The 13,093-nt window shown below is 67.5% G+C and carries 11 protein-coding genes and 1 pseudogene; 11 read left to right on the top strand and 1 reads right to left on the bottom strand.

What is annotated here, in order from left to right; genetic code table 11:
* Positions 1-94: 94 nt before the first annotated feature.
* From AC4OR5_RS18495 to AC4OR5_RS18470, 6 genes are all read left to right on the top strand, one after another.
* Entirely contained in the window at positions 95-3,733 is a 3,639-nt protein-coding gene (locus tag AC4OR5_RS18495; RefSeq protein ID WP_058160474.1) for a transporter substrate-binding domain-containing protein, read from the top strand.
* Between the two features lie 214 nt (positions 3,734-3,947).
* Positions 3,948-4,538, top strand: coding sequence for a GNAT family N-acetyltransferase (locus tag AC4OR5_RS18490; RefSeq protein ID WP_003110394.1), 591 nt, complete (start codon positions 3,948-3,950; stop codon positions 4,536-4,538).
* A 26-nt stretch (positions 4,539-4,564) separates the two neighbouring features.
* Positions 4,565-5,143 (top strand): GNAT family N-acetyltransferase, encoded by a 579-nt coding sequence (locus AC4OR5_RS18485; RefSeq protein ID WP_058160475.1) that lies wholly within the window; start codon positions 4,565-4,567, stop codon positions 5,141-5,143.
* A 2-nt stretch (positions 5,144-5,145) separates the two neighbouring features.
* Positions 5,146-6,741 carry a SagB/ThcOx family dehydrogenase gene (locus tag AC4OR5_RS18480; protein WP_058160476.1) on the top strand — a complete coding sequence of 532 codons (1,596 nt, stop codon included), beginning with the start codon at positions 5,146-5,148 and terminating at the stop codon, positions 6,739-6,741.
* Between the two features lie 33 nt (positions 6,742-6,774).
* Positions 6,775-7,644 (top strand): acyl-CoA thioesterase II, encoded by an 870-nt coding sequence (gene tesB, locus AC4OR5_RS18475; protein ID WP_003093084.1) that lies wholly within the window; start codon positions 6,775-6,777, stop codon positions 7,642-7,644.
* The gene (locus AC4OR5_RS18470; protein ID WP_023084002.1) at positions 7,641-8,237 is read left to right on the top strand and encodes an HAD family hydrolase; all 597 of its coding nucleotides are present in this window, start codon (positions 7,641-7,643) and stop codon (positions 8,235-8,237) included. The genes tesB and AC4OR5_RS18470 overlap by 4 nt, the downstream gene beginning before the upstream one ends.
* Before the next feature lie 123 nt (positions 8,238-8,360).
* Here AC4OR5_RS18470 and AC4OR5_RS18465 read toward each other — a convergent pair whose 3' ends face one another.
* Complete coding sequence (locus AC4OR5_RS18465; protein ID WP_224791587.1) at positions 8,361-8,687, bottom strand: HU family DNA-binding protein; 327 nt, start codon at positions 8,685-8,687, stop codon at positions 8,361-8,363.
* Between the two features lie 324 nt (positions 8,688-9,011).
* Between AC4OR5_RS18465 and AC4OR5_RS18460 the strand changes: the two are divergent.
* The 5 genes and pseudogenes from AC4OR5_RS18460 to tauD all read left to right on the top strand — a co-directional run.
* Positions 9,012-9,134: pseudogene (locus AC4OR5_RS18460) on the top strand (acyl-CoA dehydrogenase); the annotation flags it as partial.
* 263 nt (positions 9,135-9,397) lie between these two features.
* The gene (tauA, locus tag AC4OR5_RS18455; RefSeq protein WP_023435981.1) at positions 9,398-10,411 is read left to right on the top strand and encodes a taurine ABC transporter substrate-binding protein; all 1,014 of its coding nucleotides are present in this window, start codon (positions 9,398-9,400) and stop codon (positions 10,409-10,411) included.
* Between the two features lie 64 nt (positions 10,412-10,475).
* Entirely contained in the window at positions 10,476-11,267 is a 792-nt protein-coding gene (locus AC4OR5_RS18450; RefSeq protein ID WP_003093072.1) for a taurine ABC transporter ATP-binding protein, read from the top strand.
* Positions 11,257-12,075: an ABC transporter permease subunit gene (locus AC4OR5_RS18445; RefSeq protein WP_003093070.1), complete on the top strand. Its 819-nt coding sequence runs from the start codon at positions 11,257-11,259 to the stop codon at positions 12,073-12,075. The genes AC4OR5_RS18450 and AC4OR5_RS18445 overlap by 11 nt, the downstream gene beginning before the upstream one ends.
* Positions 12,076-12,181: 106 nt before the next feature.
* Complete coding sequence (gene tauD / locus AC4OR5_RS18440) at positions 12,182-13,015, top strand: taurine dioxygenase (RefSeq protein WP_058160477.1); 834 nt, start codon at positions 12,182-12,184, stop codon at positions 13,013-13,015.
* Positions 13,016-13,093: the final 78 nt, after the last annotated feature.

Raw genomic sequence — 13,093 nt, 5'->3', positions numbered from 1 at the left:
GCCCTGGCCTCGGCTGCCGCTAGCCGAACGCCGGGCCTCGCGCCGGACGCGTTTCCTTTCCATACAACTGCCGGCCCTGCCGCACAGACCTTTCATGCGATCAAAACTATTCCTACTGTTCTTCTGCCTGCTGCTGTCGGGCGGACGCCTGTTCGCCGTCGAAGCGCATCCGTCCCTGACGCTGTTCAGCCAGTTGCGCATCGAGCACGAGGACATGGCGATCGCCGAGGACGACTGGGCCTGGCTGCGCCACAAGGGTCACCTGAGGCTCGGCGCGGCGCTGGACGAGACCTCGCCCTTCAACGTCCGGCTCGACGACGAGAACTACGAAGGCATAACGGCGGACGTCGCCACGCTGGTCGGGCAGTTGCTCGGCATGCGCATCAAGGTCGTGAGCTTCGATACCCATGCGGATGCCGTGGCGGCGCTCGCTGCCGGAAAGATCGACCTGCTTGGCAGCCATTACAGCTCGGCGGGCGATTCCTCCCTGGTGCTCAGCCAACCCTATGCCCGTGATCGATTGGCGGTGTTCAAGCGGATGGGGGAAAAGCGCAACTCGCCGGAGGATCTCGCCGGACTCAGCGTGGCGGTGGCCCGGGAGCATGTCGGGGAATTGCGCCAGCGTTTCCCGCGGGCGCGTTTCGTGGTCTTCGGCAGCCATGACGAGGCCGTTGCCGCGGTGGCTTTCGGACATACCGACCTGTATCTCGACGATGTGCTCAGCGCCTACCACCGGATCAATCGATCCTATTACGGCTACGTGAGGTTCGAGCGGTTTGCCGATGCCCGCCTGGAAGGGGGCTACGGCTTCCTCCTTCGTCGCGGCGATACGAACCTGTTGCGCGTCGTCAACTCGGCCATCGGCGCGATCAACCAGGACCGTCTCGAAAGCATCGCCAGGCGCTGGGTCGGCAGCGGCTCCCTGCCAACGGGCCAGCGTATCGCGCTGACGCCGCAGGAGAGCCGCTGGATCGCTCGCCACCCGGTGGTGCGGTTGGTCATCAACGACGACCTGGCGCCGCTGGCCTTCTTCAATTCCGACGAGACCTTCTCGGGCATCGCCTCCGACCTGCTGGACATGATTTCCCGCCGCACCGGCCTGCATTTCCAGGTCACGCCTCGCAGTGGCGGCTTCCCCGAGCAGATCGGCGTATTGGCCAGGAAGGAGGCGGACCTGGCGATCATGAGCCGCAGCAGCAAGCGCGAGGAAATGCTGCGTTTCACCCGATCCTTCCTGTCCACCTCGTACGTCCTCGTCACCCGGGCGGACGACAAGGGACGCGCGGAGAGCCCCGGAAGCCTCGACGGCAAGCGCATAGCGATTCCCGCCGGCCATGTGGGCATGCAACAGGTGCGCGAGCGCTATCCGCAGGCCACGATGGTGGAGGTCGGCGTCGCGCTGGATGCCATGAACCTGGTCTACGAAGGACGGGCCGACGCGGCGGTGGTGCCGCTGGTCACCGCTCGCTACTACATCGTCCGGTTGTTCCGCGAGAGGCTGGCGATCGCCGACCTGGTTCCCATCGGCGCGGCCACCGCCCACTTCGCCGTTCGCCGAGGCGACGCCGAACTCCAGTCGATTCTCGACAAGGCCTTGCTGAGCATCTCGCCGGACGACCTGAGCGATATCGTCAATCGCTGGCGCTCGCCGCCGGGGATGAGTGGCCAGACCTGGGTCGACTACATCCTGGTGATCACCGAGATCCTGGCGATCGCAGCGGCCTTGCTGCTGTTCTGCCTGGGCTGGGTCACTTATCAGCGCCGGCAGATCAGGGCGCGCGCGCGGGTCGAACAGGCGCTCAGCGACCAGTTGCGGTTCGTCGAGGCCCTGACCGACTGCATGCCTCCGCCGCTGTATGTGCGCGATGTCAACGGACGGATGCTGTCCTGCAACCGCAGCTACTTGCAGAGCGTCGGCCTGAGTTCCGAGGAGGTGATGAACCGCACCGTGCTCGAGCTGCCCATGGAAAACTTCGAGACCGCTCCGGAGTTCCATCGCAGCTACCTGATGGCCATGCGCGAGGGCAGGACCATCGAGGCGGTCTACCCGGTGGCGCTGGGCGGCCGGGAGCGCTGGATCGACCACTGGATCCAGCCGTTCCGCGATTCCAGCGGGACCATCCGCGGTGTCATCTGTGGCTGGCTGGACATCACCGAGCACCGCCAGTTGATCGATGAGCTGGAAGAGGCGAAGAACCTGGCCGACGAAGCGAGCCGGGCCAAGACCACCTTCCTGGCGACCATGAGCCACGAGATACGCACGCCGATGAATGCGGTGATCGGCATCCTCGAACTGGCGCTCAAGCGTGCCGAGACCGGTCGGGTGGACCGTTCCAGCATCGAGATCGCCTATGCCTCGGCGAAGAGCCTGCTGGAGCTGATCGGCGATATTCTCGACATCGCCCGCATCGAGTCCGGTCGCCTCAGCCTGTCGCCGAAACGGGCCAACCTGCGCGAGCTGGTGGAATCGGTGGCACGGGTGTTCGAAGGCCTGGCCCGGCAAAAGCGCCTGAGCCTGGTGCTGGAGATCGACTCGAGCATCAACGGCGACGTACTGCTGGATGCCATGCGCTTCAAGCAGATCCTCTCCAACCTGGTCAGCAACGCGATCAAGTTCACCGACGAGGGCTCGATCCGCATCCGCATCGATGGCCGCCAGGTGGAGCCGTCGCTGTTGCAGGTCAATCTCTGTGTGGAAGACACCGGCATCGGTATTTCCCTGGGCGACCAGCAGCAGTTGTTCCGGCCTTTCGCCCAGGTCAACCGCAACCTGCAGAACACCGAGGGCACCGGGCTCGGCCTGGTGATCTCGCGCTCGCTGTGCGAAATGATGGGAGGGCGCCTGGTGATGAGCAGCGAGCTGGGGCAGGGTACGCGGATCGACGTCGAGCTGCGCCTGCAGGTGCTGGAACCGATCGTCGAGAACGTGCGGGCGATCCCGCTCGGCAGTCGCCAGGCGCGGCGGTTGCAGGTGCTGGTGGTGGACGATCATGCGGTCAACCGGCAGATCCTCCATCAACAGCTGAGCTTCCTCGGTCATGACGTGGAGGAAGCGGAGAACGGCCTGAACGCTCTCAACCTCTGGCATGGGCAACCGTTCGACATGGTCATCACCGACTGCCACATGCCGCTGATGAGCGGCTCCGACCTCGCCCGCTCGATCCGCCAGGAGGAGCGCGAGAATGGCGAGGAACCGGTGGTCATCATCGGCCTCACCGCGGACGCCCAGCCGGAGGAGATCGAGCGCTGCATCCAGGCTGGAATGAACGAGTGCCTGATCAAGCCCATCGGCCTCGATGTTCTCGAGGAGCGTCTTCTGGCCCTGGGCTTCGCCGACGACGACCTGCCCGTCACCATCGACGCCGAACCCGTCGCGATACCGTCGGACCCCCGTCTCTACGACCTGGATTCCCTGCATGCGCTGACCGGCGGCGAGCCGACGATGCTCAGGCGGCTACTCGATGAACTGCTGACCAGCAACCGCAAGGACCTGGAGACCCTCGAGGGACTGGTGCAACGCCAGGAGACCGGCGAACTGGCCGAGCTGGCGCATCGGATCAAGGGCGCGGCGAGGGTGGTGCGTGGCGAGCAACTGGTGGAAAGCTGCCGGCGCCTCGAGGATGCCTGCCTCAGCCCGAACGCCTCGTTCGCCTGGGTGGAGGAGTGCGCCGTTGGGGTGAAACTGGCGATCCTCGCCCTGGACGAGAGTCTGGTGGAAGAGTGCACGGATTGACGTGGCTTGCGCCCGTTGCCCGGGCGGTAAACCAATCGTCATCGCTTTGCCCGAGGATCGGGCATGTCCAGGCGCGGAAAAGACTACACTCCGGTTGGGTAGCCTTTTCCGCGAAGCCTGACCAAAGATCGGAATACCGCCCTCGCGGGCACCCCAGCCGATTCCTGCGGTCAGATAGTCCTTCTGGAGTGCGTTGAACGAAAGGAACCAAGCGATGGCCGACCTGACCAGCCTGAGCATCGAGCATCTGCGCTCGCCACGGCTGTATACCCACCGTCTGATCCTGCGGCCCTGGCTGGTGCAGGACCGAGCCAGGTTCGCCGAGCTGAATGCCGACCCGCGGGTGATGGAGTTCTTTCCGTCCTGCCTGGATCGCGCCCAGAGCGACGCGTTGCTGCGCCGCATCGACGCGCACTTCGCCGAGCACGGTTTTGGCTGGTGGGCGCTGCAGGTCAAGGGCGGCGATCCTTTCATCGGCTACGTGGGGCTGGAGGTCGTGGACTTCGATGCGCCCTTCGTACCCGCGGTGGCCATCGGCTGGCGTCTCGCCGCCGAGCATTGGGCGGAGGGCTTCGCCCACGAGGCGGCCGAGGCGGCGCTGAGCTACGCCTTCGATACCCTTGGCCTGGACCAGGTGGTGGCTTTCACCGTACCGGCCAACGAGAACTCCCTGGGACTGATGGAGCGCCTGGGGATGCATCGCGATCCCACCGACGACTTCGAGCATCCCGACCTGCCTCCCGGCCACCGCTTGCGGCATCATGTGCTGTACCGGTTGACGCGCGAGGACTGGCTTCGCAGATGAGTCGGCCGTTTCCGAAAAGGCCTCCCATGAACGCGAACCTTCCCCCTTCCGCCATTTCCGAACTGCATGGCCCGCGCCTGCTGCTGCGCGCCTGGCGCGACAGCGACCGCGAGGCGTTCGCCGAGATGTGCGCCGACCCGCGGGTAATGGAATTCTTCCCCAGTGTGCTCGACCGCGCGCAGAGCGACGCCTTGGTCGATCGCGTCCAGGCGCATTTTGCCGAGCGTGGCTACGGGCCCTGGGCCCTGGAGCTGCCGGGCGAGGCGGCGTTCATCGGATTCACCGGCCTGTTCGACGTGACCATGGACGTGCACTTCGCCCCGACCGTGGAGATCGGCTGGCGCCTGGCGCCCGCCTACTGGGGCCGTGGATTCGCCCGCGAAGCGGCGGAAACCGCCTTGGACTTCGCCTTCGAGCGGCTGCGCCTGCCCGAGGTGGTGGCCTTCACCACGCCGCCCAACCGCCGCTCCTGGGGCTTGATGGAGCGCCTGGGCATGCGTCGCGATCCGGCCGAGGATTTCGACCACCCACTCCTGGCAGCGGATCACCCGATGCGCCGGCATATCCTCTATCGCGTCGACGCGGCCCGCTGGGCGGAGCGGTGAACATGGGCGACGGCGGCGGCGAGGTGCTCGCCTACCATCGCCTCAGCATGCATCGCCCGGAGCGCTACGCACCCGGTCCCGGCGGACTGGACTGGGCGACCCAGCCGGCGCCGTTCCGCCAGTACCGGGGCTGCCGGCAAATCGAACTGCTGCATCGGCCGCTGGAGGAGTCGCCACCCTACGACGGGGTGTTTTCCGGGCCGGCGGCCGCGCCCTCCCGGCTCGATCGCCGCAGCCTCTCGCAGATGCTCTACGACGGATTGGCGCTGTCGGCCTGGAAGGAGGCCGGCGGTGCTCGCTGGGCGCTGCGGGTCAATCCGTCGAGCGGCAACCTGCATCCCACCGAAGCCTACCTGCTGCTTCCCGGCGGTACCCTGGAGCCGGCGCCGCTGCTCGCCCACTACCGTCCCGACAAGCATGCCCTGGAGGTGCGCGGCGAATTGCCGGCGCCGCTGGCTTCGCTGCTGGATGACTGCTTGCCGGCCGGCGGCTGCCTCCTGGCATTGACCAGCGTGCCCTGGCGCGAGGCCTGGAAATACGGTGAGCGAGCCTATCGCTACTGCCAGCATGACCTCGGCCACGCGCTGGCCTGCCTCTCGATCGCCGCGGCGATCCAGGGCTGGGAGATGCGCCTGCTGCGCGGCGTCGCCGAAAGCGCACTGGACGGCCTGTTCGGCCTCGACCGGGACGGCTTCGCCGAGTGCGAGAGCGTCGACGCACTGTTCTGGATCGGGCCGGCGCTCACGCAGGAGCCTTCCCTTTCGCCGCGCCTGTGCGAAGGGCTGGCGGCCCTGCCGTTGGCCGGCGCGCCGAACCGGCTGTCGCGGGAGTACCGGGACTGGCCGGAGTTGCAGCGGATACATGGGCTATGCCGGGCGCCGCGCCTGCCGGCACGCCCGTGGAGGGTCGCACCGGGCGAGCCCGGCAACGACAACCCCGGCCTGCCGCTGCGACCGCTGCTGCATCGGCGGCGTAGCGCGCAGCGCATGGACGGGCGCGCCGGCATCGATGTCGGGCTGCTGCGGGCCTGGCTGCGCAGGCTGCTGCCGGAGCGCTCGCCGGTGCCTTTCGCGGTCACCGGCGAGGCCGCGCGGGTCGATCTACTGCTGTTCGTCCATCGCGTCCGGGGCCTGGTGCCGGGGTTGTACTGGCTGGACCGCAGCGGCCTGCGGCGGCCGCCGATGCGCGAGGACTTCCTCTGGCAGCACGTCGATCCGGAGTTGCCGCTGTACCTGTTGCAGGAAGGCGATGCGCGCGCGCTGTCGGCGTATCTCTCCTGCCAGCAGGACATCGCCGGCGACGGCTGCGTCGCGCTCGCCATGCTCGCCCATCTCGGCGCGGCGCTCGAAGAAGGTCCCTGGTGCTATCCGCGGCTGTACTGGGAATGCGGGCAGGTCGGCCAGTTGCTCTACCTCGAGGCGGAGGCCGCCGGGCTGTCTGGGACGGGTATCGGCTGCTACTACGACCCCCTGGTGCATGAGCTGCTTGGACTAACGGATGAGTCCATGGCCAGTCTCTACCATTTCACCCTCGGCCGCGCGGTGTGGGACACTCGTCTTTGCAACATGCCCGCGTACCCGGCCTTGCGCCGCGACTAGCCCGTCGACAGCCCGAATTCGAGGAAACACCCCATGACCCAGATACTGGACAACCTGGTGGCTTTGCTGAGCCTGGAACCCATCGAGGAGAACCTGTTCCGGGGCATGAGCCAGGATCTCGGCTTCCGCCAGCTCTATGGCGGCCAGGTCCTGGGCCAGGCACTGTCGGCGGCCAGCCAGACGGTGGAGGACGATCGCCACGTACACTCCATGCACGGCTACTTCCTGCGTCCCGGCGACGCCAGCATGCCGGTGGTCTACCAGGTGGACCGGGTGCGCGACGGCGGCAGCTTCAGCACCCGCCGGGTCACCGCGATCCAGAAAGGCCAGCCGATCTTCACCCTGAGCAGCTCCTTCCAGTACGACGAGGAAGGTTTCCACCACCAGATCGAGATGCCCGAGGTGGTCGGCCCGGATAACTTGCCCTCGGAGCTGGAGCTGACCCGCCAGCGCGCCGAGCGGATTCCCGAGCGCATCCGCGACAAGCTGCTGTATCCGAAGCCCATCGAGATTCGTCCGGTCACCCAGCACGACCCCTACGACCCGCAGCCCGACGAACCGGTGAAGTACCTCTGGTTCCGCGCCGACGGCAAGCTGCCGGACGTCCCGGCGCTGCACAAGTACCTGCTGGCCTACGCCTCGGACTTCGGTTTCCTTACCACCTCGATGCAGCCCCATGCCGTTTCGGTGTGGCAGAAGACCATGCAGGTCGCCAGCCTCGACCACGCCCTGTGGTTCCACCGCGACCTGCGCGCGGACGAGTGGCTGCTCTACGCCATCGACAGCCCCTGGGCCGGCAACGCACGCGGTTTCGTGCGCGGCAGCATCTTCAACCAGAGCGGCCAACTGGTCGCCTCGTCGAGCCAGGAAGGCCTGATCCGCAAGCGCGAGGACTGGGCGTGAGGCTGGCCGACATCCGCCACTGGGTGTTCGACATGGACGGCACCCTGACCCGGGCCGTGCACGACTTCCCGGCGATCCGCCGAGCGCTGGACATCCCCGAGCAGGACGACATCCTGCTGCACCTCGCCGCCCTGCCCGAGGCCGAGGCGGCGGCCAAGCACGCCTGGCTGCTCGAACACGAGCGCGCCCTGGCCGAGGCCGCGCGGCCGGCGCCGGGCGCACTGGAACTGGTGCGCGAGTTGCAGCGGCGCGGCATGCGCCTGGGCATCCTGACCCGCAACGACCACCAGTTGGCGCTGATCACCCTCGAAGCGATCGGCCTGGGCGGCTGCTTTCCCACCGAACACATCCTCGGGCGCGGCGAGGCGCGGCCCAAGCCGGACCCGGACGGCCTGCTGCGCATCGCCCGACGCTGGAACGTGACGCCGGCGGAGCTGGTGATGGTCGGCGACTACCGTTTCGACCTCGACTGCGGACGCGCCGCGGGGAGTCGCACGGTGCTGGTCAACCTGCCGGAAAACCCCTGGCCGGAGCTGGCCGACTGGCACGCTGCCGATTGCCATGCGTTGCTCGAGCAACTGCAAACGCCGTAGGAATATCCGGCGGAAAACCTCAAGGGCGGCAGCGCCAGCGGCTCCCCGAAAACGAAAAAAGCGCAGGAGGCCAGGCTCCTGCGCTTTTTTCCTGCGCATCCGTGCGGGATGCGGCGGCCGTTATCAGCCGTTGATCGCGTCGGTCAGCGCCTTGGCCGGAACGAACTTGGCTACACGCTTGGCAGCGATCTCGATCGCCTTGCCGGTCTGCGGGTTGCGGCCGGTGCGCGCGGGACGCTCGGAGACCTTCAGCTTGCCGATACCCGGCAGGGTGATTTCGCCATCGTTCTCCAGGGCGTCCTTGACGATCTCGGCGAGCTGGTCGAGCGCGCTGCGAACGGTGGTCTTCTGCGCGTCGATGGCTTCGGCGATGTCCTGGATCAGTTGGTCTTTGGTCAGTGCCATGGTGGTGTAGCTCCTTGGTGAAAGACTGCGCGAGGGGCCTCGCACAGAAACGGGCGTGATTTTAAACAGCTTGGCGCGAATAAGGTTCCCTTTTCTCCGCTTATTTGTTTCCTCGCACGACGCGCATGACAGAGCCGTTACAGAGGTTTTCGCGGCTGTCCGGAATGATGCCGGCGTCGGTTGCCCGATGCACCCTCATGGTTCTGCCAGGGGCGCATGCCTCCGGTTCTTAGTTAAGGATTATTGGTTATTTATGGGTAATGGTTTCATCCATTAGGGTTATAAGCAGGACATCCCGTCCCTTTCCATCACCGGAGCCTGCTTCCCTCGCGCCAACGCCTGGCCCTCGCTCCCCGTTCGAGGTGCCGCATGAGCGAAGCCCGGCTCCACTCGCCCGACCCCAGGACACCGCGACCCATGGCCGGTTGGGCGGCAAGCCTGCGCGACAGCGGACTGCTGGCGCTGGCAGTGCCGCGCGCGTTCGCCGGGCTGCTCGCCTGCCTGCGCCGACAGGCCCTGGAAGCCCGTCTGCTGGGCGCTGCCCTGTAGGGACGGGGTTGCATGGAGCAAGGGCGGAAGGGCATCCGGGTGCGCATTCGCGCTCATAAACTAATTCCAAAATATTATTTATATCGCGTTTTTTATATCTGTAATCTGCATCGCACCGGACCACCGGACTCGCTGTCGCCACCCATTGCCCGTCCCTGGTCCGTTCTCCTCCGGAGCGCGGCACCGTTGCCTCCGAGGTTCGCCCGATGAAACGCCCGAATTCCCTGCACCGCCTGGTGGCAGCCCTGGCCCTTGCCGGCCTTTCCGTCGCCGCCCAGGCCGCCGACATCACGGTCGGCTACCAGACCGGCATCGACCCGACCAAGGTGCCCCAGGCCGATGGCCTGTACGAGAAAGCCATCGGCGAGAAGATCGACTGGCGCCGCTTCAACAGCGGTCCGGAAGTGATCGCCGCGCTCGCCTCCGGCGATCTGCAACTCGGCAACATCGGGTCCAGCCCGCTGGCAGCGGCGACCTCGCGCAAGCTGCCGATCGTCGCCTTCATCGTTTCCGCGCAGATCAACGCCGCCGAGGCGCTGGTGGTGCGCAATGGAAGCGGGATCGGGAAACCCGAGGACCTGGTCGGCAAGACCATCGCTACCCCGTTCGTTTCAACCTCCCACTACAGCCTGCTCGGCGCCCTCAAGCACTGGCAGATCGATCCGTCCAAGGTGAAGATCGTCAACCTCAACCCGGCCGAGATCGCTGCCGCCTGGCGTCGCGGCGACATCGACGGGGCCTTCGTCTGGTCGCCGGCGCTGGGCGAGATCAAGAAAAGCGGCAAGGTCCTCACCGACGCCGCCGAAGTCGGCCAGTGGGGCGCGCCGACCTTCGAGGTGTGGGTGGCGCGCAAGGACTTCGCCGAGAAGCATCCTGAAATCGTCGCCCGCTTCGCCCGCGTCAGCCTCGATTCCTTCGCCGACTACAACGCGCACAAGGCCGAATGGACCGCCGACTCCGAGCCGGTGAAGAAGATCGCCCGGCTGACCGGCGCCGATCCCAGGGACGTCCCCGAACTGCTGGCCGGCTCGACCTTCCCGGAAAGCCAGGCGCAACTGTCCGCCGACCTGCTCGGCGGCGGCACCGCCAAGGCTATCGCCGGCACTGCCGAATTCCTCAAGGAACAGAAGCGCGTGCCGGCCGTCCTCGGCGACTACTCGCCCTACGTCAGCGCCGGCTTCGTGCGCCAGGCGGAGCAGGTCCAGGTCGGCCAGCGCTGAATTCCGCGACTCCGCCCCGGCCTGTCGGAGCGGAGGCTTTCTTACCCTACGGAGGGCAGAACACATGAGCCGTCTGACGGCCGAGGCGATCAGCCTCTCATTCGAACAGCGCGGCCAGCGCCGCGCCATCCTCCGCGATCTCAGCCTGGGCCTGGCCAAGGGCGAGTCGCTGGTGGTGCTGGGCCCGTCGGGCTGCGGCAAGTCGACACTGTTGAACATCCTCGCCGGTTTCCAGACGCCGGACCAGGGACGCGTGCAGATCGACGGCCGGACACTCGAAGGGCCCGGCGGCGAGCGCGGCGTGGTGTTCCAGGACGACGCCCTGATGCCTTGGCTCAACGCCCTCGACAACGTCGCCCTGGGCCTGCGCATTCGTGGCCTGGGCAAGGCCGAGCGCACCGCGCGGGCGCGCCAGGTCTTGCAACTGGTGGGCCTCCAGGAGTACGCCGAGCAATCCGTCGCCCAGCTCTCCGGCGGCCAGCGGCAACGCCTCGGGCTGGCACGCGCGCTGGCGGTCGAGCCGGACTTCCTGCTGCTCGACGAGCCGTTCGGCGCGCTCGACGCGCTGACCCGCGAACGCATGCAGGTGCTCCTGCTGGACCTGTGGAAGCAGACCGGCAAGGGCCTCTTCCTGATCACCCACAGCGTCGACGAGGCCCTGTTCCTGGCTACCGACCTGGTGGTGATGGACGGTCCGCCAGCACGCATCGTCAAGCGCCTGCCGGTGGACTTCGCGCGGCGCTACGCCGCCGGCGAAACGGTGCGCTCGATCAAGGCCGATCCCGAGTTCGGCCGTTTGCGCCAGGCGTTGCTGGACGAATTCCTCGATGTCGCGGAGGCCGAACATGCCCACTGATACCCTCGGACTCGCCGCCGCCAAGCCTGTCCCGCGCAAGCGGCGCCTGCCCGGCGACCGTCGGCGCTGGGCCGCCGGCGCCAGTGTGCTGGCCCTGGCCCTGCTGTGGTGGGCGGCGACCCGTTTCGGCTGGGTCGACGTGCTGTTCCTGCCGGCGCCCGAACAGCTCTTCGAAGCCCTGCAACGGCTATGGCAGGAGGGCTACCTCGATGCCAGCCTGCTGCAACACGTCGGCACCAGTCTGCTGCGGGTGCTCCTGGCGCTCGGCGCGGCGGTGCTGACGGCGATCCCGCTGGGCGTGCTGATGGGCCTCAACCCCTTGGCCGGAGCGGCCCTCGATCCGCTGGTGGAGTTCTACCGGCCGATCCCGCCGTTGGCCTACCTGCCGTTGATCGTCATCTGGTTCGGCATCGGCGAGCTGAGCAAGGTGCTGCTGATCTACCTGGCGCTGTTCGCGCCGCTGCTCATCGCTACCGCCGCCGGCGTGCGTCGCGTCGACCGATCGCGGGTGCAGGCGGTGCGCTGCCTGGGGGCCAGCCGCTGGCAGGTGGTGCGCTACGTGATCCTGCCGAGCGCCTTGCCGGAGGTCCTCACCGGCCTGCGCATCGCCCTCGGCGTCGGCTGGTCGACCCTGGTCGCCGCCGAGCTGATCGCGGCCAACCGCGGCCTCGGCTTCATGGTCCAGTCCGCCGCGCAATTCCTCGCCACCGACGTGGTGGTGGTCGGCATCCTGCTGATCGCCGCCATCGCCCTGGCCTTCGAACTGGGGCTGCGTTGGGTCCAGCGGCGCTTCGCCGCCTGGGGTTGAGCGCGAGAGTCCCGAGTCATTTCCGAACCGACCTTCACCCACGCGGCGAAGGCCGGAGCGAGGGCGCGCAGGGCGCGCCCGCAACCTGCCCGACGAGTAGCACGACATGAGCCTGACCATCCAACCCATCAGCCCGGCCCTGGGCGCCATCGTTTCCGGCATCGACCTCGGCGCGCCGCTGGACGACGCCGGCCAGCGGGCCATCGAGCAGGCCCTGCTCGAACACCAGGTGCTGTTCTTCCGCGACCAGTCGCTGGAACCCAGGAGCCAGGCGCGCTTCGCCGCCCGCTTCGGCGACCTGCACATCCATCCGATCTACCCCAGCGTGCCGGGGCATCCGGAGGTCATCGTCCTCGACACCGCGGTCACCGACGTGCGCGACAATGCCATCTGGCACACCGACGTGACCTTCCTCGAGACCCCGGCGCTGGGGGCGGTGCTCGCCGCCAAGCAATTGCCGCCGTACGGCGGCGACACCCTCTGGGCGAGCAGCACGGCGGCCTACGAGGCGCTGTCGGCGCCGCTGCGGCGTCTGCTGGACGGCCTCACGGCGACCCACGACATCGGCAAGTCCTTCCCCCGCGAGCGCTTCGGCGTCACCGAGGCCGACCTGGCGCGCCTGGAGGAGGCCCGCCTGAAGAATCCGCCGCGCTCGCATCCGGTGGTGCGCACCCATCCGCTCACCGGGCGCAAGGGCCTGTTCGTCAGCGATGGCTTCACCACCCGCATCAACGAACTGGAGCCGGCCGAGAGCGATGCGCTGCTGACGTTCCTCTTCGCCCATGCCACGCGACCTGAATTCACCGTGCGCTGGCGCTGGCAGGAAAACGACGTGGCGTTCTGGGACAACCGCGTGACCCAGCACTACGCGGTGGACGATTACCGGCCACAGCGGCGGGTCATGCATCGCGCCACCATCCTCGGCGACAAGCCCGTCTGACGCCACCGCGCGCGGGCTTGCTCCGGCGGCCCGCGCCGGCAACTGTGCGTTCCGCCAGCTTTTCCTCTCGAAAAGGTC

The sequence above is a fragment of the Pseudomonas sp. YA1 genome (assembly GCF_058680555.1).
The sequence above is the reverse complement of the archived record's forward strand: the minus strand, read 5'-3'. Positions and strand labels throughout refer to the sequence as shown.